Source organism: Rothia amarae (assembly GCF_014705945.2).
GTDB classification, from domain to species: domain Bacteria; phylum Actinomycetota; class Actinomycetes; order Actinomycetales; family Micrococcaceae; genus Rothia; species Rothia amarae.
Window position 1 is genome coordinate 1,183,701 of record NZ_CP061538.1, and the last position, 21,222, is coordinate 1,204,922.

General features: G+C 49.1%; 21 protein-coding genes. 17 read left to right on the top strand and 4 right to left on the bottom strand.

The window, feature by feature from the left end; translation table 11 throughout:
* The first annotated feature begins 18 nt into the window (after positions 1-18).
* From IDM48_RS05710 to nrdF, 10 genes are all read left to right on the top strand, one after another.
* On the top strand, positions 19-462 hold the full coding sequence (locus IDM48_RS05710) for a hypothetical protein (protein ID WP_190618518.1): 444 nt from the start codon (positions 19-21) through the stop codon (positions 460-462).
* A 75-nt stretch (positions 463-537) separates the two neighbouring features.
* Positions 538-816: a DsbA family protein gene (locus IDM48_RS05715; protein WP_190618519.1), complete on the top strand. Its 279-nt coding sequence runs from the start codon at positions 538-540 to the stop codon at positions 814-816.
* Between the two features lie 245 nt (positions 817-1,061).
* Entirely contained in the window at positions 1,062-2,150 is a 1,089-nt protein-coding gene (locus tag IDM48_RS05720) for a 2,3-butanediol dehydrogenase (protein WP_190618665.1), read from the top strand.
* Between the two features lie 162 nt (positions 2,151-2,312).
* Positions 2,313-2,732: a hypothetical protein gene (locus IDM48_RS05725; protein WP_190618520.1), complete on the top strand. Its 420-nt coding sequence runs from the start codon at positions 2,313-2,315 to the stop codon at positions 2,730-2,732.
* Positions 2,733-2,831: 99 nt separating this feature from the next.
* A complete protein-coding gene (locus tag IDM48_RS05730) occupies positions 2,832-3,953 on the top strand; it encodes an App1 family protein (RefSeq protein WP_190618521.1) in 1,122 nt (373 codons plus the stop codon).
* 546 nt (positions 3,954-4,499) lie between these two features.
* Positions 4,500-4,724, top strand: coding sequence for a glutaredoxin-like protein NrdH (gene nrdH, locus IDM48_RS05735; RefSeq protein WP_068168292.1), 225 nt, complete (start codon positions 4,500-4,502; stop codon positions 4,722-4,724).
* A gap of 111 nt (positions 4,725-4,835) precedes the next feature.
* Positions 4,836-5,306 carry a class Ib ribonucleoside-diphosphate reductase assembly flavoprotein NrdI gene (nrdI, locus tag IDM48_RS05740; RefSeq protein ID WP_068168295.1) on the top strand — a complete coding sequence of 157 codons (471 nt, stop codon included), beginning with the start codon at positions 4,836-4,838 and terminating at the stop codon, positions 5,304-5,306.
* A 44-nt stretch (positions 5,307-5,350) separates the two neighbouring features.
* Positions 5,351-7,450 carry a class 1b ribonucleoside-diphosphate reductase subunit alpha gene (gene nrdE, locus IDM48_RS05745; protein WP_068168326.1) on the top strand — a complete coding sequence of 700 codons (2,100 nt, stop codon included), beginning with the start codon at positions 5,351-5,353 and terminating at the stop codon, positions 7,448-7,450.
* 121 nt (positions 7,451-7,571) lie between these two features.
* Entirely contained in the window at positions 7,572-8,042 is a 471-nt protein-coding gene (locus tag IDM48_RS05750; RefSeq protein ID WP_190618522.1) for a MarR family winged helix-turn-helix transcriptional regulator, read from the top strand.
* A 101-nt stretch (positions 8,043-8,143) separates the two neighbouring features.
* A complete protein-coding gene (gene nrdF, locus IDM48_RS05755) occupies positions 8,144-9,118 on the top strand; it encodes a class 1b ribonucleoside-diphosphate reductase subunit beta (RefSeq protein WP_190618523.1) in 975 nt (324 codons plus the stop codon).
* A gap of 67 nt (positions 9,119-9,185) precedes the next feature.
* Here nrdF and IDM48_RS05760 read toward each other — a convergent pair whose 3' ends face one another.
* Positions 9,186-9,659, bottom strand: coding sequence for a P-loop NTPase family protein (locus tag IDM48_RS05760; protein WP_190618526.1), 474 nt, complete (start codon positions 9,657-9,659; stop codon positions 9,186-9,188).
* Positions 9,660-9,719: 60 nt separating this feature from the next.
* Here IDM48_RS05760 and IDM48_RS05765 point away from each other — a divergent pair, with 60 nt between their 5' ends.
* From IDM48_RS05765 to IDM48_RS05775, 3 genes are read left to right on the top strand one after another with little or no spacing between them, the layout of a single operon-like run.
* Positions 9,720-10,568, top strand: a complete 849-nt coding sequence (locus tag IDM48_RS05765; protein ID WP_238398060.1) for a GNAT family N-acetyltransferase — start codon at positions 9,720-9,722, stop codon at positions 10,566-10,568.
* A 38-nt stretch (positions 10,569-10,606) separates the two neighbouring features.
* Positions 10,607-11,293, top strand: coding sequence for a lipoate--protein ligase family protein (locus tag IDM48_RS05770; RefSeq protein ID WP_190618527.1), 687 nt, complete (start codon positions 10,607-10,609; stop codon positions 11,291-11,293).
* A complete protein-coding gene (locus IDM48_RS05775; protein ID WP_190618529.1) occupies positions 11,293-12,207 on the top strand; it encodes an SOS response-associated peptidase in 915 nt (304 codons plus the stop codon). Before IDM48_RS05770 ends, IDM48_RS05775 begins: the two co-directional genes overlap by 1 nt.
* A gap of 83 nt (positions 12,208-12,290) precedes the next feature.
* On the opposite strand, the gene IDM48_RS05780 is transcribed toward IDM48_RS05775, so the two are convergent.
* Complete coding sequence (locus IDM48_RS05780; protein WP_233125930.1) at positions 12,291-12,803, bottom strand: GNAT family N-acetyltransferase; 513 nt, start codon at positions 12,801-12,803, stop codon at positions 12,291-12,293.
* A 179-nt stretch (positions 12,804-12,982) separates the two neighbouring features.
* Here IDM48_RS05780 and IDM48_RS05785 point away from each other — a divergent pair, with 179 nt between their 5' ends.
* On the top strand, positions 12,983-13,831 hold the full coding sequence (locus tag IDM48_RS05785) for a fumarylacetoacetate hydrolase family protein (RefSeq protein WP_190618531.1): 849 nt from the start codon (positions 12,983-12,985) through the stop codon (positions 13,829-13,831).
* Positions 13,832-13,846: 15 nt separating this feature from the next.
* On the opposite strand, the gene IDM48_RS05790 is transcribed toward IDM48_RS05785, so the two are convergent.
* On the bottom strand, positions 13,847-14,674 hold the full coding sequence (locus tag IDM48_RS05790; RefSeq protein ID WP_190618533.1) for a hypothetical protein: 828 nt from the start codon (positions 14,672-14,674) through the stop codon (positions 13,847-13,849).
* Positions 14,675-14,898: 224 nt separating this feature from the next.
* Positions 14,899-15,630, bottom strand: coding sequence for a DUF6318 family protein (locus tag IDM48_RS05795; protein WP_190618535.1), 732 nt, complete (start codon positions 15,628-15,630; stop codon positions 14,899-14,901).
* A 308-nt stretch (positions 15,631-15,938) separates the two neighbouring features.
* Here IDM48_RS05795 and thrS point away from each other — a divergent pair, with 308 nt between their 5' ends.
* From thrS to IDM48_RS05810, 3 genes are all read left to right on the top strand, one after another.
* The gene (gene thrS / locus IDM48_RS05800; RefSeq protein WP_190618536.1) at positions 15,939-17,954 is read left to right on the top strand and encodes a threonine--tRNA ligase; all 2,016 of its coding nucleotides are present in this window, start codon (positions 15,939-15,941) and stop codon (positions 17,952-17,954) included.
* A gap of 110 nt (positions 17,955-18,064) precedes the next feature.
* Positions 18,065-19,849, top strand: coding sequence for an AIPR family protein (locus IDM48_RS05805; RefSeq protein WP_190618537.1), 1,785 nt, complete (start codon positions 18,065-18,067; stop codon positions 19,847-19,849).
* 823 nt (positions 19,850-20,672) lie between these two features.
* Positions 20,673-21,221, top strand: a complete 549-nt coding sequence (locus tag IDM48_RS05810) for an HIT family protein (protein ID WP_190616485.1) — start codon at positions 20,673-20,675, stop codon at positions 21,219-21,221.
* Position 21,222: the final 1 nt, after the last annotated feature.

A 21,222-nucleotide genomic window follows, 5' to 3' on the forward strand; every position in this document is an offset into this window, starting at 1 on the left:
AAGAAGTCAGATTCTCCTATGACCCCCGAAGAATTTCAGAATCATCTGCTAGAGCAGAACATCCATCAAAAGCTCAATAAATCGCCCCAGTATGCGGCTCGAAAACTCACTCAGCTGCTTTTAGAGGATCGTCCTCTCACCATCGAGCGCACTGAAGTGGCTTACACACTGTGTGAGGGTGATGCGATTGGTGCCATGATGTTCGGTCCACAAAAAGTCTGCTTGTATTTACTCCGCCGAGATCTAGTTTTTTGCTTGATGGATTACCGAGAAATTGTCTCGACGCAGATTAAGACGACGTTTTGGAGCCGTCATAGATATCTTGAAGTGATGTTGAGCGATGGGCGGACCTTACAGATTCCTTCCTTGTACATGCAGGGAACGATTGAACCGGTGCAATATGAACTCAACCGGCGCGTGATGGGCGCGAAAGCATTTAGAAAAGTTCCTGCTTTCTTCTAGAAAACAACAGGGAGTATGCTGGGTCACTCTACAGTTATTCAGAGGTAAATATATTTTTTGAAGAAAGTATTACCCATGAAAATCGAGATGTGGTCGGACATCATTTGCCCTTTCTGTACCATCGGGAAACGGCATCTAGAACTTGCCCTCGAACAGTTTGAGCATGCCGAGGACGCCGCCATCATCTGGCGCTCCTTCGAGCTAGAGCCCAACGCACCTGATGAAGTCGAAGGAAATGTAGCAGAAGGCGTCGCACAGAAATACGGCATGTCATTGGAACAGTCTATCGAGAGCCAAAAAGATGTAGCTCGCCGCGCACAAGCACCGGAGATGATTCTCGGTGCGCTGCGTTAAGTATGGGTAGAACTACACCCGCAACAGACACCGCAATTTATCGCCCTGGACGGCACTGGGAACGCACCTACTTGCGGACCCGCCGGCTGCTAACACCACCCAGAGATTAGGCCTCAATAACCTAAACTTCACACTCGGTTATCTCCGCTCCAAACCTACCGGCAGACATTACAGCTGAGTATCGTAAAGAGTGGGAGGGAAAATTACACCTCCCACTCCAAACCTCTTGAACTCAGGTGAAAATGATGAAGGCAGCACGTTTTTACGATCGCGGAGATATCCGAATCGAAGATATCCCTGAACCCACCCCAGACACCGGAGAAGTACTCATCAAAGTAGCCTGGTGCGGAATCTGCGGAACAGACCTCCACGAATACCTAGATGGCCCCATCTTCTGCCCCACCCATGACACACCGCACCCTATTTCCGGTGAAACCGCCCCAGTGACCATGGGACACGAATTTTCAGGAGTCATCGAAGCACTAGGTGGGGGAATAGATGACCTGGAAGTCGGCGACCACGTTGTCGTCGAACCCTACATCATTGACAACAGCATCGATACCGGCGAAACCTCAAAGACCTATCATCTCTCTCCACACATGAACTTCATAGGTTTAGCAGGACGCGGCGGGGGACTCTCCGAAAAAGTCGCCGTCAAACGACGCTGGGTCCACAAAATCTCACCCACCATCCCCCTCGATCAAGCAGCTCTCATCGAACCCCTCAGCGTGGGATACCACGCAGTAGAACGAGCAGGAGACATCCGCCCCGGTGACGTCGCCCTCGTAGGCGGCGCCGGCCCCATCGGACTACTCACCGCCGCAGTCCTCAAAGCCAAAGGCGCCACCGTCGTCATCTCTGAGCTTTCAACTCTACGACGACAAAAAGCCCAAGAAACCGGGGTAGCAGATTACACCTTCTCACCCCAGGAAACCGACATCGTAGAAGAAATTTCGAAGCTCACCGACGGACGGGGAGCTGACATCGCCTTCGAATGCACCTCCGTCAACGCAGTACTCGACACACTCTTTGACGCCATCAAACCTACCGGCGTCATCGTCGTCGTCTCCATCTGGGGCAAACCAGCACAACTCGACATGCAAAAACTAGTCCTCAAAGAAGTCGACCTCCGCGGCACCATCGCCTACGTCAACAGCCACCCCCAAACCATCAAACTCGTAGAATCCGGAAAAATCGACCTCGCCCCCTTCATCACCGGAAAAATCATGGTCGATGAGCTCATAGACAAAGGCTTCGACACCCTCATCCACCGCAACGAAACAGCAGTAAAAATCCTTGCCACCACAGACCCCGCCCTACTCCACCGCCCATAACACCCCACACAACAAACTGAGGGAGTCTCACCCCAACCGAGACTCCCTCACCCCACCCTAAAAAAACAAAAACTTTAACCACTAACTACACCAAACCCATGTAATAGATTTATGAAATCCCTGGGAACAAGCTATATTTTTGGTATGGGTAATAAAAAAGTTTTGGCTACACTAGCAATCGGAGCCACCGTTGTGCTCAGCGGCTGCGCACAAACCATCGTCCCAGGACTGGGACTCGAAAAAGCATCAGGTTTTGAAGACAACCGAGACTCACTGGTCATCGAAGCGGCGGTAAAAGACGCCAAAACCGGTGAACTCAAGCCCGGTAACATCACCGTAACCCAAGACCAAATGGACTTCGACGGCAACCGCAAAGACTTCGGCCCCGAAGAATCCTACTTCAAAGTCGTCACCGACGAAGGCGAATCAGTCTCCGGCCACCTCATCCGAGTCGTCGTCCAAGCAAACGACCCCGAAGCAGAAGTACACTGCGCCATCAAAGACATCACCAAAAAAGAACCAACTCACGCCACAGAATCCGAAGGCGAAGGCTCAGCAACCTGCCAAATCGACGTCAGCTAACCCTTAAACACCACCAAGACAGCGGATTTTTTCACACCCGAAAAAATCCGCTTTCTTTATGCGCTCCACCAACCCAAAACATATGGAAAACTAGAGGACATGAGTACCACAACGACCAACACAGCAACCGTTGAAATCGAAAAACACCACACCCAACCCACCAACCTGCTCTACCGCATCTCCGATCACCTGCACCAGGCTCGCGAAAACCGCGCTCGCCATCATGAAGAAGAGCCGGTGATTGTACCCTCGGTGGGTTACGGTTCTGCCAAAGACGGCTGGGTACGAGTCATTGCCCGTGCACTGTATAAGACAGAGCTTTTCGAAAAAGTCTTTAACTCACTGGATAGTTACCAGACCTCACACGAAACAATTCGTGGATGGCGTTCATTCACCGCCATCGCTATATCCTATGCACCCATCACCATTACAGTGGACGGACAACAGTTTAAAGTAAACACGGACCGCGGCGGCGTCCTGGACGTCAAGATTGCAATTGACCTAGAACCCGGTATTCATGAGGTACTGCTACACACCCCAGGAAGCACCATTGCCCGAACGACCGTATACATCGTTCCCCCCGAACAAAAAATTGGCGTAGTTTCAGATATCGACGACACCGTAATGGTGACCGCCCTCCCACGCCCAGTTCTTGCAGCGTGGAACTCCTTTGTACTCAACGAACACGCACGTACACCGACCCCCGGAATGTCCGTGCTGATGGACCGCATCCACCGTGAATACCCCGACGCCCCCTTCATGTACCTCTCCACAGGAGCATGGAACATCGCCCCAACCCTTCACCGCTTCCTAACCCGTAACGCCTACCCTAAAGGCACCTTCCTCCTCACCGATTGGGGCCCGACCACAGACCGCTGGTTCCGTTCAGGATCCGCCCATAAAGTAAACTCTTTGCGCCGACTAGCAGAAGAATTCCCCGAGATGCAGTGGATCCTCATCGGCGACGACGGACAGCGAGACCCCGACGTCTACCGTGGCTTTGCCGTACGCTACCCCCAAAACGTCGCAGCCATCCTCATTCGCAACCTGACGCTGGGAGAAAGCGTCCTCGCATCGGGCCGAGTATGGAGCGATAACCAGTCCAAAGAAATCTCCCGCGGACGACTGTGGCTAGAAGCAAACGACGGTGCCAGCTTTATCAAGAAACTCAAAGGTCTTGGTTTGCTCAAGAGCACCAAGGGCGAACACAACAAGTACTAACCCAAAATAGTACGAATGGCGGTTCACGAATCTCAAGCCGATTCGAGAACCGCCAAAACTCTTTAAGTACCCAAAATATTCCCCGTGTGCAACCCCTGAAGCCGACACCCCCGAAAAAAATTAAGGCAAAAATTTTGACTCAACAGGGGAGCGGTTTCAAGTTAAATGCGTGGTTGAAGCGAATTCCGCGAGAACACGCGGCAGTGTTCCAAACACTACCCAGAAAGGGCCCACAGATGTGAGCAAGAGCCCCACCAAGCGATAGCCCAAGCAACAATGTGGATAACCCAACCAGAAACCCGCAAACAAGCCTGAGTAGCTGTGGATTAAAAAATATTCCCACAATTTATAGTCAGAAACCACACTATATTGGGGTATGTATTTCCAGCTAACACTAGATATAGTATTAACCGTTATGAGGAGCCCCTAGAGAATCCCCTATAAAAACCGGCCACAACCCGGTTCCAAACGCTCATTCTCGTTCCTCTCCCCACCATTCACCGCAGATCTCGGACGCCCCACAACGCGCCCTCAAGGAGCTAAACAATGTCAGTTACGGTCTATACCAAACCCGCATGCGTTCAATGCAACATGACCTACCGCGCACTGGATAAAAACGGCATTGATTACACCACCGTTGATGTAACCGAAGACGCCGCAGCGCTCGCTCGCATTAAGGAGCTCGGCTACATGCAGGCGCCGGTAGTTATCGCTGGAGATGAACACTGGTCAGGTTTCCAGCCCGACCGCATCAACGCTTTGGCATCCTAGCTCCACCCGCTGCCGTGTCATCGTCGTCCTTGAAGGATTAAGAAAGAGCACGGTAGCTTAGCTAGCCGCTCACGAGGCAGCACCCGTGTTTCTTCCCAGGAGATGACGAACATGGAATCCCAAGTACTTCAGGCGCAGCCAGAAAATGAACAAACTGGCGAACCCTGCATCGTGTACTTTTCATCGGTTTCAGAAAACACCCACAAGTTCATAGTAAAAACAGGTATAGACAGTATCCGTTTGCCCCTCAAAACCTCCGGTGAAACACCGTTGGTTCACCACCCCTATGTGCTCTGCGTACCCAGTTACGGTAGACCTGGGGGAGCCGGATCCGTACCTCCTCAAGCAGTAAAATTTCTCAACCAGCCCGGCAACCGGAAACTCCTCCGAGGAGTTATCGGCGCCGGTAATACAAATTTTGGATCGCTCTTTTGCATTGCAGCTGACAAAATAGCCGCAAAGTGCGACGTCCCGGTGCTCTACAAGTTCGAACTCATGGGCACCACCGAAGATGTAGAAAACGTACAAGAAGGATTGAAAGCATTTTGGAGAAGCAACTCTCTGTACCCCGCCACACTATAGAACCCGGCCACGACGATCCCTCAACCCCCGAAAAATTTCGCGGTATGGGTTACCACGAGCTCAATGCTCTATTGAACCTCTACGATGAGCAAGGCAATATTCAATTCGACGCCGACCGTCAGGCAGCACGCCAGTACTTCCTGCAGCACATCAACAACAACACCGTTTTCTTCCACGATCTCGAAGAAAAACTGGAATACCTCGTACAGCACCAGTACTACGAGCAGGAAGTCTTTGATCAGTACAGCCTGGACTTTGTCAAAGAACTTTCTAAGTTCGCATATTCTTTCAAATTTCGTTTTCCCACCTTTCTCGGAGCTTTCAAGTTCTACACTTCCTACGCGCTGAAGACCTTCGATGGCCAGCGCTACCTCGAACGCTTCGAAGACCGCGTGGTCATGGTTGCGCTACTTCTTGCAGAAGGCAATGAAGAGCTCGCCAAGGAAATCGTAAAAGAAGTTATTTCTGGACGATTCCAGCCAGCAACCCCCACCTTCCTCAACGCTGGTAAAAAGCAACGTGGTGAACTTGTCTCCTGCTTCCTGCTCCGCATCGAAGACAATATGGAGTCCATCGGTCGCTCCATTAACTCGGCATTGCAGCTTTCCAAGCGTGGTGGCGGTGTGGCTTTCGCGCTGACCAACCTGCGTGAAGCTGGAGCTCCCATTAAGAAAATTGAAAACCAGTCTTCGGGCGTTATTCCTGTGATGAAGCTTTTGGAAGACTCCTTCTCTTACGCTAACCAGCTCGGTGCCCGCCAGGGTGCAGGTGCCGTATATCTGCATGCGCACCACCCCGATATCTACTCCTTCTTGGATACCAAGCGCGAAAATGCTGATGAGAAGATTCGCATTAAGACTCTTTCTCTTGGCGTTGTGATTCCCGATATCACTTTCGAGCTGGCAAAGCGTAACGAGGACATGTACCTCTTCTCGCCCTACGATGTCGAACGAATCTACGGTGTGCCTTTTTCAGACATTAATGTCTCTGAAAAGTACTACGAAATGGTAGACGACGCGCGCATCAAGAAGACCAAGATTAATGCTCGCGAATTCTTCACCACTCTGGCTGAAATTCAGTTCGAATCCGGTTATCCCTATGTCATGTTTGAAGACACCGTGAACAAGGCGAACCCCATCGAGGGCAAGGTTATTATGTCTAACCTGTGTTCTGAGATTCTCCAGGTGTCAGAGCCTTCGAAGTACCACCCTGATTTGGGTTATGAGACCATCGGTAAGGATATTTCGTGCAACTTGGGCTCGCTGAATATCGCACTGACCATGGACGGCGGCGATATTGGAAAGACTGTGAATGCGGCTATTCGTTCGTTGACTTCGGTATCTGATCAGTCCGATATCCGCTCGGTACCCTCTATCGAGCGCGGTAACAGCATGTCCCATGCGGTCGGTTTGGGCCAGATGAACCTCCACGGCTTTTTGGCGCGTGAACTTATCTACTACGGTTCCGAAGAAGCGTTGGATTTCACCAATATTTATTTCTACACGGTGACTTACCATGCGATTCAGGCTTCGATGGAGATTGCTCGCGAACGCGGGGAGACCTTTGCAGGGTTTGAGAATTCAGATTATGCAAATGGAGCCTACTTTACTAAGTACATTGAAAAGGAATGGAAGCCTGAGACTGCTCGCACCGCTGAGCTCTTTGAGGGGCACCATATTCCGACTCAAGAAGACTGGAAGAAGCTGGCAGCGGATGTCGCTGAACATGGTATGTACAACCAGAACCTGCAGGCTGTGCCCCCCACCGGTTCTATTTCTTACATCAATGGTTCAACCTCGTCGATTCACCCCATCGCGTCGAAGATTGAAATTCGTAAAGAAGGGAAACTGGGGCGCGTGTACTACCCGGCACCGTTTATGAACAATGAGAACCTGGATTACTACCAGGATGCCTACGAGATCGGGTACGAAAAGATTATTGATACCTATGCTGTGGCAACCCAGCACGTTGATCAGGGTCTGTCTTTGACTCTGTTCTTCAAGGACACTGCGACTACTCGTGACGTGAATAAAGCGCAGATTTACGCATGGCGCAAGGGTATTAAGACCATTTACTACTCGCGTATTCGCCAGTTGGCGCTAGAGGGTACTGAAGTTGAAGGTTGCGTATCCTGCATGCTGTAGGTTTATGCTAAATGTCCCGTCTGCTGTGTTGAGCAGGCGGGACTTTTCTTTAGCGTAAATGATTACTAGCAGTATTATGTATATAACTGATAAGTTAAACTGATTATTTTTGGATGGCGCTATGAGAAAATTTTTAGAAGATGATGCGCGCAACCTCCATTACGTGGTGTTCAGAATGCATCGACGTCTGCGCAACGAATCCCTGCACGAATCCCCGCTAACTGTTTCAGAAGAAACTGTGCTCTTGGCTCTGTCTGCACAGCCGAATCAGACGGGGGCGGAGCTGGCGCGATTTCAACGTATTACTCCACAGTCAACACATATGTTGGTTAAGAACCTAACTCGAAGGGGTTATATTTCTTCTCACAAGACCAGCCTCGATCGACGTCGCAAAGAGCTAGTTCTCACCGAACTGGGGGAGCGGCTCATCTCTGCCATTGAGCTCAAAAGACTCAAATGGATTCAAGAGAAAGTCGATGCTGAGCTAACCGCGGAGGAAGCTAACACTGTGCTTAAAGCGTTACCTCTGCTACGTCGCCTGGTTGATAGACCCCTCGAAAGTGCAGAGAAGAAACTTCTCCGCGAGCACTAGAGAATATTCTCACTTTCAATTTCAAGAGCTGTCTCGCATTGATCGAACGTGCGAGAATAGATAAAACCGATTATCACTTTTTCAAGGAGTTTCCCGCTGTTATGAGCGAAAAAGTCGAACTAGTTCACCACGTCGAAGCCATCAACTGGAACCGCATTGAGGACGAAAAAGACCTCGAGGTGTGGGATCGTTTGACCTCGAACTTCTGGCTGCCCGAGAAGGTGCCGCTGTCCAACGACGTCCAGTCGTGGAAGACTCTGACCGACGAAGAAAAGCAGCTCACCATGCGCGTCTTCACCGGTTTGACCCTGCTGGATACCATCCAGGGTACTGTGGGTGCGGTTTCGCTGCTGCCAGATGCTATTACAGCTCATGAAGAAGCGGTTTACACCAACATTGCGTTTATGGAGTCGGTGCACGCGAAGTCTTATTCTTCGATTTTCTCCACCCTGTGCTCGACCAAGGAAATCGACGAGGTTTTCCGCTGGTCCACCGAGAACGAGCATCTGCAGAAAAAGGCTAACATCGTCATGGATTACTACCAAGGTGATGATCCGCTCAAGAAAAAGGTAGCTTCAACTCTGCTGGAATCCTTCTTGTTCTACTCTGGCTTCTATCTGCCGATGTACTGGTCTTCACACGCCAAGCTGACTAACACTGCTGATTTGATTCGCTTGATTATTCGCGATGAAGCTGTACACGGCTACTACATCGGTTACAAATATCAGCGTGCTTTGGAGAAGGAAAGCCCTGAGCGCCAGCAGGAACTGAAGGACTACACCTTCGACTTACTGTACGAGCTATACGAAAACGAAGTTCAGTACACCCACTCGCTGTATGACGGCGTGGGATTGTCTGAAGATGTGAAGAAATTCTTGCACTACAACGCCAACAAGGCGCTGATGAATCTGGGTTATGAAGCGATGTTCCCTGCATCGGTAACCAACGTGTCACCTGCGATTCTTTCAGCGCTTTCCCCGAATGCCGATGAGAACCACGACTTCTTCTCCGGTTCAGGTTCATCCTACGTGATGGGTAAAGCTGTCAATACTGAAGACGAGGACTGGGACTTCTAAGCTCCTCATTCTTTAAAAGATGCCGCCGCAATCGTAAAATTGCGGCGGCATCTTTTCATATCTCCGATTAGTTTTTTCGGATTGTAGTTTTGTGGAGATATTGCCGAGCAATATCAAGGTATTGCTGACGACGCGCGGGCCGGCATCCGTCCCAGAGTACCCAGCGGATGAATTCGAAGGTGAACTTTTCGGGGCATCCGTCTGCCATCTCGGGTCTGGAGGTGCCGAGATGCTGAGCAGTTCTGCGCAAAACTCGGAAAAGTCGAATCCAGCGATTGGCCATCAGAATATAAATTTGGTCGGCTTCATCCATCCGGCGTTCAAAGTGTAGATAGGAATAGGAACCTTCAATGACCCAATCTTGATGGGTATCCATGAACTCGCCGAGAAGGGCGCGCTCTTCCTGGGGATCTCGTTCGACCCAGCCGGGTAAGAAATGTAGAGAATCGAGATGAACCACAGGCAACTGATGCTCGGCACCGAGCTGTTGAGCTAGTGTTGATTTCCCGCTACCAGAGAATCCAAGAATTGCGATTTTCATGAATGTTAGCCTACTCTGGCGAGAGATGAACGGACAAAACATGAGTGAAAGTTGGCGAGGATGGGGCGAATCGAATCCTATGCTGCGATAAAAACAATTGTGCAGCAGCAGCTTGAAGCAGATCACTGCTTGGCAGCGGGCAATTTAGCTCAAGCTCAAGCTGACAACGAGCTTCTTGTTAGTGCGCCTCGCCAAGAAATTGCGGACATGGAACCCCACCGCCGTCGGTTTGAAGATCATTTCGAGTTGCGTCTTTCCAACTATCGTGGGACGACGTTACTTTGTGCTGAGCACGAGCGAGTTCGGCAAGAAATCACTCAGCTTTTGACGGGTGACGGCGGTCAATGGATGGGAGATTATGCGAAGCTTCGCAAGATAAACGACTTCTTGACTCCTTTCGCATTGCAGAATACGGGAACCGCGCTGTACTTTACGCCCTCTCGACAGCTCGTGGAGTTCCCTCTTGACCTCCACGTACCCCAGAATTATGAGGTTAGAGAGCTCACACCCAAGCAATGGCAGATTTTCGCAGATGATGCACGATTCTCTAATGCCTTAGGATTCAACGACCTACGCCCTGATACCGCTGTTTTGGTTGCTCTCTTCCAGGGAGAAACAGTGGGAATGGCAGGTGCCAGCGAGGACTCTGACCTTATGTGGCAAATTGGTATTGACGTTGTACCTGAACACAGGCATAGCGGAGTGGGAACCCTGCTTGTTCAAAAATTGGCACGAATATCTCTGAACCGTGGCTTCGTTCCGTTCTACGGAACTTCGCCCTCACATATTGTTTCGCAGAATCTTGCTCTTCGGGCGGGATTTGAACCGGCATGGTGGGAGTTTGTGTCCAGTTCATTGTTGGACGTTCCTGTAGGGTCTCAACCTTCCAAGGTTCAGTACACCAACTAATGGGTATGCTCCTAATTAATCTTTGAGATAATCAATGCATGCAGATTATCCGAGATACTAACCCGCCCGGTTCGCACCTTTATTCTTTTGCCGAATCGGTTGATTTTCTGCGTGCTGTGGGGCGAGGGGGGCAGCCCTCAACCTTGCGAATGTATCAACCTGCCCCCAACGTCGCCTTTGGACGACGCGATGAACTTAACCCTCGATTTTCGACGGCACAGCAAGCGTGTAAAGATTATGGTTTCATACCTCAGGTGAGACCCGTGGGTGGGCATGCGGCGGCATATCACAGCGGATGTCTGATTATCGATCATTTTCAGGCAGATGCGGACGCCGTCAGCGGGAACATGAAACGGTTCACCGAATTCGGGCAAATGTTTACCGATTCGCTAAGAACTCTGGATGTACAAGCTCAGATGGGTGAGATCGAGGGGGAGTACTGCCCCGGTGAGCACTCGGTTCATATTCTCCTCCCCGACGGAACATCTACAAAGATTATCGGCACTGCCCAGCGTGTGGTGTCGGGCGCTTGGTGGTTTAGTACCGGCATCGTTGTAACGAATAGTGAGCCTCTACGGGATGTCACCACCGCCGTCTATCGGGACCTTGGATTACCGTTCAAACCATCCACCGTTGGAGCACTGACCGATGCCAACCCCCTGATTGCTATCGAGGACGTCGAAGACGCAGTCCTTGAATCACTCAACCAGCGAGGATACTGCTAATGTGCGGACGCTACGTACTTGAATTCGACCATGACCTTTATGTGGGCGGTCGCAAAGTAGGAACTGATATTTACAATTTCAACGTTGCCCCTACCACTACAGTGCCCATCTTGATTGACCGCATCAATCCAGAGAGCATAGACCAAGAATCAGGAACCTTAGATTCTGGCTCAGACACCTCAAACATCAACCGCGAATTACATGCTGCCCGATGGGGGCTCCTTCCCAGTTGGGCTAAGGACGCTAGTTTCTCTTCACGAGCTTTCAACGCACGAAGCGAAACTGTATTCGAAAAACCCACCTTTCGAAATGCTGCGGTTAACGGTCACTGCGCCATACCGGTTACCGGTTACTATGAGTGGAAAACTCAAGAGACCGCCGCAGGTAAAAAGCAGAAGAGCCCCTATTTCATTCACCGCAACGATGGCAAGCCCATTTACTTTGCCGGACTCTATGAATGGTGGAAAATTACCAAAGCGGAATCAGAGAACCCCCGCTCACCCTATACTGGTCAAGAGGGGCAGTGGCTGCTGAGTTGCTCTATTATCACCATGGACTCACCCGATGAATTCGCGATTGCTGAGCTCTCTGCGGAAGGCCTTGATGATGCTCCAGCCATGCAACTAAGCCAGCTTCACGACAGACTTCCTGTACCCCTGCATTTCGATGGTTCAGAGAACGACGCGCTCACGCAGTGGCTTCGGAGCGGAAGGATAGCAGGGGAAATGAACATTCCCTCTGCTGGAATGCTCACGGTGAGCGCACGTGAATCCCTGCACGACATTATGACGAATGCCTATCGGCAGACAACCCAATGGACCATGCATCCGGTGAGCAATGCCGTCGGGAATGTGCGCAACAACGGCCCCGAACTCATTGAACCGGTCGAAGATTTACTGAGCGGAATGCACTAGGTCTTGACCGCTCATTTGGGTAGAAAGAACCCCGGCTCCTGAGAAGATAACCGGGGTTCTGAGGCTCTATGGCTCGTCGGGTTTTAGTAAAGATCCTCATCAGCTGGCTGCCAACGATGAAAATCCAAGGTCAGGTATAGGGCAAGTGCTGGCGCGTTAGTCTCAGGTATACGAACGGTCACTTCTTCGAAACCGTTGTTCTTCATCGACGTCATTGCTTCACGAATAAGTTTTTCAGCAATACCCTGACGCCGACGAGACGCCGCAGTGACCAACTCAAAAATGGTGGGGACATCCGAGGGCTCGACGTCATCCTTACGGTTCTTCAGGCACAGCGCGGCGGCAATAACGCGTCCATTTTCATCAACCACTACAGGGGAAGCCTCGGCAAAAAAGTCGCCCTTCTCACCGGCGAAAACAGCTTCTAGCTCTTTTTGTGCATCAGCTTGTGTGGGGTAGAGGCGGCTCTCGTAGGAGGTAAAGAGCAGACGAGCCAACGCTTCACAATCGGTGGATTCTGCAGAGCGGGTGCTCAGCGCCGAATCGGGCGTGAACGTATCAGTGTGAGAAACGAGAGTAATCATGCGTTCCATCATTGCCTCCTGAGTTTCAAGTTAGGGTGGTGAAATATCTTAAGAGTAACTGCATTTCAGCCATAGCCAACAAATATTTCGGAAAATTCTTGGTAGCCAAACGATAAATATTTACCTCATCAAGATACTCTGACTAGGGTAAAAGCTCTATTTCAACGTGTTTATGAAGCGAGGGAAGAAATATGAAGTGGGCGCAAATCAGACCGGAGCATGGGACTACTACGGCTGTCTGCCTGCTGGATGAGCGCGTCTTTGCATTTAACCGCACGCTCGATGACATGGTGGCGGAGGGGGAGCTAAATGTGATTCACAGCCTTGGTGATGTTGAGAACGCAGGCGGAAAGGAGTTGCACGCTGATTGGAACGAGCTTCCTTTCACGCGACTGTTGACCCGGCCCGGCAAAATTCTCTGTGTGGGACTGAATTTTACCGACCACGCAGAAGAAGTTGGGGCACCTCTTCCTGAATATCCCACCATTTTTACCAAGTACTCCAACGCGCTCATAGGGCCCGGAGAGGATATTCAATTACCTGCTGAATCCAACAAAATCGACTGGGAAGTAGAGCTCTGCGCAGTAATCGGCGCATCCACTCGACGGGTTAGCCCGGAGGACGCTCGCGCATCCATCCTGGGATATACGATACTCAACGATATTTCGGTGCGCGACTGGCAAGGTAGAACCAGCGAATGGTTTCAGGGAAAAAACTGGGATAGAAGCACACCGTTTGGGCCAGCTATCGTCACGGCAGACTCGTTAGATCCCGCTGAAGGGCTTTCCATGCAGTGCAGCGTAGACGGAGTGCTCAGGCAAAACGGCACTACTGCCAACATGATTTTCAGTGCCGAAGAAGTCATATCCTATATCTCTACTTTTATGACGCTTGAACCCGGTGATCTGGTCGCTCTCGGCACACCGGCAGGAGTGGGGCTTTCGCTACGTCCTAGGCAGTGGCTGTCAGATGGACAAACGGTAACGTGCACTATCGAAGGGATTGGCACTCTCGCCAACACATGTAGGGCAGAGAGCTAAACTCTTTGGAGCGAACTACTTCTTGGATGTAGGGCAACCGTACGCCGATGGGTTTTTAACACACGAATCTTCAACGTTTCCCGAAGTTACCCGCCAAATCTGCACGGTCTGTGGCGCCGACGTCCTATCCGACGTACCTGCAATCACCTGCCACGGACCGCCCGGCACACGAAATTCACCGCGGAACGTTGTGGTGACTGTATAGGTGTAATCGCCAGGAGTTGAATATTGGTGGCTGGTTGGTGTCTTCACATCCCACTGCTCGGCTACGGAATGGCCGGGATTGGTCGTAGTCACCACGGTGCCGTCGCCGTAGTTGAAAGTATATGAGACAGGAATCGCTTTGATTTCTACTTGTTCGCCCATCACGTTTTGGGTGAAAGTCTGCTCACCCGACTGCGCGAAAATGTTGGTGTTGTAGTTCTTCAACGAGTGCGGTGCGTTATCCATGATCAAGGACGCCGGTTTGATGGGCTGGTTCTCAAAATCTTCGGCAGAAACCGAAATCACGATGGGTTCTACTTCGATTTTCTCACCCGTTACCTCATCGACTACCACCACGGGTTCACCTGCCGGGGCATTTGCGGGTATACACGCGAGGTTGCCTACCGCGTCCGTTTCAAATGAACCCGTACCCTCGGTTTCGCCCACCGGCAGAGGAATCGCGGTCATCCGACCGGCAGCGCCTTTGCCGCTGTTCGTCATGCACCCCTGACCTGCAAGGGTTCCACCCCGACGACCAGAACCATTCGACTGAGCATCATCGGAAGCGATGCGCGGGACGGTGGAGTCGGAGGTGTTGCGGCCAGGTTGAAGGCTTATTTTCTTGATAGCGTTACCCAATGAACTTCCGTCATACACCAAGTTTGTGGATTTTGTAGAGGTTTTCTTAAATCCGCTCTCGATTCTTCTCCAATTGTCGGAAGAATCAGAGCCTGAAATGCCAATTCCGTTGGTTGTGATATTCGCACTAGTTGGGCTATCTGCTGCGTATCCTGGCGTCATGCCACAAAGCACAAATAACTCTAGAAGGAGTATGAGGGAAGTGGACCTCTTGCATACCACTCTCATTGGTCGCCAACAATTTTTTGGTCGATAACGAACCACTCACCGGAATCGGAAAACTGTACTTTCAACTCATAGCCTGTTCCGTTATCTTCAGAAAGTTTATACGCCTTATAGCGAGGTTCGCCTTCCCCCTTATCGACAATGAGCGCATCACCAGTTTCATAATTCATGGGTACAGCGTAAAACCCATCTCCAAGGCTCACTGCTCCCGATGTACCCGCAGCTGGTTTAACGAGACCTCCAGCTATCCAACCTCCATCACGATATACTCCATCCCATACCGCAAAATTATCTACATATGTTTGAAAAGAACTTGCGGTGTGCTTACGAACTTCGGTTGTATCTCCAGTTTGAATTGCATAATTATTTAGGTCATTCCAGTAGTAAATGAACTTCTCCATCGCCTCTGGCGTCTCAACGTCCATACCCTCTGGTTTTACGGGTTTAGGAACATTTTGGGCCGGACCGTGCTCGTCGGCTGGCTTATATTTTCCGTTCGTTGCATTTGATGAAGATTTCTCTGAGCTTGAAGCGGTTGCAGATTGATCTGGGTGTGCAGAAGAGTTCTGGGACGAAGAAGGACTCGTGCTGGCGGAAGTTGAACTGGAAGATGCTGTTGCATTTGCGTCAGACGACTCGCTATTTGAGCCACACCCCACGAAGAGGAGAGACGCGAGCAGCGCCGTGCTCGTCGTCGTCAGAAATTTAGAGGTGGGGAGTGAACGAGACATCGAAATGCCTTTCAAGTAGAGCCAAACAGTATGTGTAGTTGCTCCACAGACTAGCCAATAACAAGCAAACCGAGAATCGAACAAAATCACCGATTCAGGGCTACTAGGCAATATAACGGAATGTGAAGCGCCTCTCACACAAATGGGTACAGGAAAAACTTCAAAAACTTTTGCACCTGTGGATAACTCAAACGAAGACAACACCTTGAGCCTGCAGATAAACTAAGAAAGATTCGTACCCTCGTACCGTGCGAATAAACCGACAGCGTGCCCTTCGTACGGGTGCGCACCACTACAAAAGGAGACAGATGTCTGTCGAAAATATTTCCGTAAGCGTATCCGGCGAAAACAAGAACGTTGAAGCTGGCACCACTGCAGCGGACCTTTTTGCGGAAGACCGCGAAATCGTCGTCGCTCGAGTAAACGACGTGCTGGTGGATCTATCCCACACCCTTGCGGACGGCGATACCGTAGTTCCGGTATCTATCCATGAAGAAGACGGACTCAACGTGTTGCGCCACTCAGCTGCTCACGTGATGGCGCAGGCTGTGCAGGAATACCGCAAAGACTCCAAGCTCGGCATCGGTCCTTACATCACTGACGGTTTCTACTTTGACTTCGACGTCGAAGAACCCTTCACCCCCGAGGACCTCAAAAAACTTGAGAAGTCCATGATGAAAATTATCAAGTCGGGTCAGAAATTCCAGCGTCGCGTAGTTTCCCATGAAGAAGCTGTAGCTGAAATGGCAGATGAGCCTTACAAGCTAGAACTTCTCAACCTGCAGCAGGGCCCGGGTTCTGGTGCTGAAGCCGCAGAAGGTGCGTCGCAGGAAGTCGGCGGCGGCGAAATCACCATCTATGACAACGTGAATCCTAAGACCGGCGAAATTATCTGGAAAGATCTTTGCCGCGGACCTCACCTACCCAGCACCAAAATGATTGCAAACGGCTACGCTCTGATGCGTGCCGGCGGTGCATACTGGCGCGGTTCAGAAAAGAACCCCATGCTGCAGCGCATTTACGGTACCGCTTGGCCCACCAAGGATGAATTGGTTGCCTACAAGGAGCGCATTGCTGAGGCAGAGCGTCGCGACCACCGCCGTCTGGGCGAAGAGCTCGATTTGTTCTCGTTCCCCAAGACCATTGGCCCCGGTCTTCCCGTCATTCACCCCAAGGGCGGCGTTATTCTGCGCGAAATGGAAGATTATGTGCGCGCACGCCACATTGAAGAGGGCTTTGAATATGTGAAGACCCCTCATATTTCCAAGGAAGATCTGTTCTACACTTCAGGACACTTGCCCTACTATGCTGACGGCATGTTCCCACCCATGGATCCCGATAACGGCGCTGCACTTTACCGTTTGAAGGCTATGAATTGCCCCATGCATAATGAGATTTTCCGGTCACGCGGGCGTTCATACCGCGAGTTGCCCCTGCGTCTGTTCGAATTTGGCACCGTGTACCGCGACGAAAAGTCAGGCGTACTGCAGGGTTTGACCCGCGTTCGGATGATTACTCAGGACGATTCGCACAGCTATGTCACCAAAGAACAGGCGCCGGACGAAATTCGCCACCTGCTGAAGTTCATGCTGTCCCTTCTGGAAGATTTCGGTATGACCGACTTCTACCTAGAGCTTTCGACCCGCGATACCGAGGGCGATAAGAAAGATAAGTTCATCGGTACCGATGAGCAGTGGGACGAGGCAACCAAGGTGCTTGAGGAGGTCGCGAAGTCGACCGGTCTTGAACTCGTGGCTGACCCCGGGGGAGCAGCTTTCTACGGTCCTAAGATTTCGGTTCAGGCAAAGGACGCGATTGGCCGTACCTGGCAGATGTCCACTGTGCAGTATGACTTCAACCAGCCTAAACGTTTCGGTTTGGAGTACCAGGCTTCGGACGGTTCCCGTCAGGAACCCGTGATGATTCACTCGGCTAAGTTCGGTTCGTTTGAACGATTCATGGGCGTGCTGACCGAACACTATGCGGGTGCGTTCCCAGCTTGGTTGGCTCCGGTTCAGGTGATTGGTGTTCCCGTGGCTGAGGCGTTCAACGATTACATGGCTGAGGTTGCGCAGAAACTGCGTGCTGAGGGCATTCGCGTTGAGGTCGACTACGGTACTGACCGCTTCCCCAAAAAGATTCGTAATGCTTCGAAGGAGAAGGCACCCTTCATTCTCATTGCCGGGGGAGAGGACGCCGAAAACGGCGCGGTTTCATTCCGCTTCCGTGATGGCTCCCAGGAAAACGGCGTGAAGATTGACGACGCCGTCGCACGCATCGTGGAACACGTGCGTGGGCGTGTGAATAGCGATCCAGCTACTTAAAATTTATTTATATTTGATTTTTCCTGAAAATTGTCTTAGTCAATGGTAAAATTGGCGTGATGATAACCATATGATTATCATCACGCCAATTTTTTATTTATGGAGGAATTATGTCTCAATCAAATTTTTGGAATTATTTTAATAGTCGAGATGAATTATTGAAAAATAAAAATAAACACATCCGATGGAATGCTCTTGGGCTAATAGCTGCAGAAATGCGCTCTGATGTTGATGATATATTGCAGTTCGCAAATGAGTATCTCACGGACCATAGTAACGACCATAAATGTGATTTAGTATTTTTCGATAATGACTACAATAAATTAGTTATAGTTCAAAGCTATTATTCACCTAATGGTAATGCTAACGATGAAGCAAATTCTAATAAAGCTTCCGATATGGTAGTTGCATCGAGCTGGTTGCTTGATGGAAACTTGCAAACAACTACTGATAAATTGGAAAATCTTGCTAAAGAAGCCCGAGAAAAAATCCGTAACGGTGAAATTCAAGAAATAGAGCTATGGTATGTTCATAATTTTAAAGCATCTGTAAATGTGCAACATTTTCTAGACGAAGCAAAACGCAACACTGACTCTCTACTTCGTGAAGTATATTCTAAATCCGACATTAATGTACGTGCAATTGAAATTGATCGAAGTCAGTTAGAAAAAGACTACGAACGCTTACAGTCTTCAATTCTTGTTTCGGATGAAAATGAATTTATGATTGCGGGAGGATTTGAATTAATAAATGATAGTAAGTGGAAATCCTTTATTACTGCCGTTAGTCTTGAAGAATTAAAAGCATTTTGGCAAAAATATAAATTAGATTTATTGGCTCCAAATATTAGAAATTTTTTAGGTATTAGGAAAAGTCAAAATAATATTAACTTTGGCATACAAAGAACATTGGAGCAACAACCAGAAAACTTTGCTATATATAACAATGGGATTACTGTTTTAGTAAATGACTATGAAGTTAATGAAGACAATAAGAAAATACTTATACGTGGTGCTGGTATTGTAAATGGTGGTCAGACAACGGGTTCCATCGGGTCATATGAGGATAACTTTACGGTTGACGGTAATGTCATCGTAAGATTTATCAAAAGTACGGATAATAATATATTGGATAATATTATTAAATACAACAACACTCAGAATGTTGTTAAGCCTGCTGATTTTAGAAGTAACGATGAAATACAAAAGAATTTGAGAAAACAATTCGAAGAAACTTACTCGGAGGAAAATATAATTTATAACGGCGCTCGGCGAGGTGATGCGATTCGAAGAAATAGAGAAATTGTGGAAAAAACCCTGGATGATAAACTCGTTGCTCAATCTCTCGTAAGTTTTCATGGAGATCCAAATCTGGCCTATAATCGTTATAAATTTATATGGGAAAATGAAGAAAATTATCGACGGTATTTTAAAGAAATCACAGCAAGACATATTCTCTTTACATGCGGTTTATTGAAATCAATTGAAGAAACAAAAAATGCATTGTCAAACAAGGGGGTAGAGGGGCGGACCGAGCAAGAAGAAAAAGCTTATGGATTTCTTGTCAACAGAGGTTCACAAGTTTTACTTGCAACAGCAATATCTAACAGCTTAGAATCAATACTTGGTTCAAAGATTCACGACAAAAAAGCTTTGCATTTTGATATTAACATTTGCAAAACAATTAGTGATTCGGTAGATTTATGGACTCCAATTGTTCAAAATAGTATGAATTTTTATGATTTACTTCTTATTGACAAGGCAGTTAGAATATCAAGTCGTGAAAATGTAAAAATCGCTCTTGAAAACTTTGATAGAAGTTACTCTACTTTGGTTGGTTTACGTAGAGATGATATGGTTGGAGACGACTTTATTAAAGCTGTTAAAGTGAATTAATAATGTGTTCACCCTCGATAATGGTTCGAACTATTATCGAGGGTTGCTCGGCATGTTTTAACTCTGAGTAAAAAGTTTATTTTAATTTAAAATTATTAAAAAATGCTATATATTTCATAAATGTCGATACCTTTGATACATTTGATTTTATTTTGTAATAATTTACGGATTTCAAATTAAATTCTCATGGATTTATCTGGATAAAAAGTTTACAAAATTATTTCGACTATTTTCGATTTAAATTGTATTAGTTGAATCTTGTTTATTAATTTATTCAGTGAGGCTTATTCAAAAGTAGGCACAAAATCCACACTCATCAACAAAAACAACGGTCTCACTAGTGGGACAATGAGAGTTAAATCTTCAACCAAATAACCTCAGCCGACTGGAAGAGCCTCAGCACCTCCCCCCCCCCCCGCCCCCCCCCCAAGCCTTGTAAATCTTGAAAGACGCCTACGGATTTATAGGTTGTGAATAGGTTCATTCACTCTCGCCGTGCGGTGGTGGGGGAGGGGGGATTGCTCAGGTGAAAACTTGGCGGGTGTTGTATGCGGGGATTCGACAGCCGGTTGCCTAGTAAGGGCAGGAGTTTTCTGCGGTGAGGGAGTTGCTGTTTTATCTAGCTGGAGGAACTTTTGAATAAGCCTCAGTAATATGTACTGTAAGTATTCCAAATTAATATGAAATTATTAATTTTCTAACTCGCTGGAGAGGGAGTTCGTCATAACTAAACATAAATATCCTCAGCTTGGAATCGAACGATTCAATTTCCACTCTACTGAGTCTTATTTCACTCTTTAACCAAGCCACGTAGAATATTTCTATGGAAACTCCCGAATACACCACCGATGACTTTGAACTTCCCGGCGTCCCCGATGCCTTTCAGCGACTGTGGACGCCGCATCGTCGCGCCTACACCAGCGGTGGGCAAAAGGACTATGACGAAAACAGCTGCCCTTTCTGCACAGCACCTTCGCGCTCAGACGAAGAATCACTCATCGTTCATCGTGGGGAACACGCCTTCGCTTTGCTGAACCTGTATCCCTACAACCCTGGCCACCTATTGGTAGTCCCATACCGCCATATTCCTAACTATGACGACGCAACCGTTGAAGAAGCCAACGAAATCGCTGCCATCACGCAGACCGCGATGGGAGTTCTCCGCACAACAAGCCGGGCGGCAGGGTTCAATATCGGTATGAATCAGGGAAAAATTGGGGGAGCGGGCATCGCCGACCACCTACACCAGCACATTGTGCCGAGATGGTCAGGCGATACGAACTTCCTCCCGATTGTGGCAGGCACCAAGACCGTAACCCAGACTCTCAGCGAGATTCGCGCAATGCTGGCAGATGCATGGCCAGCCGCATAAG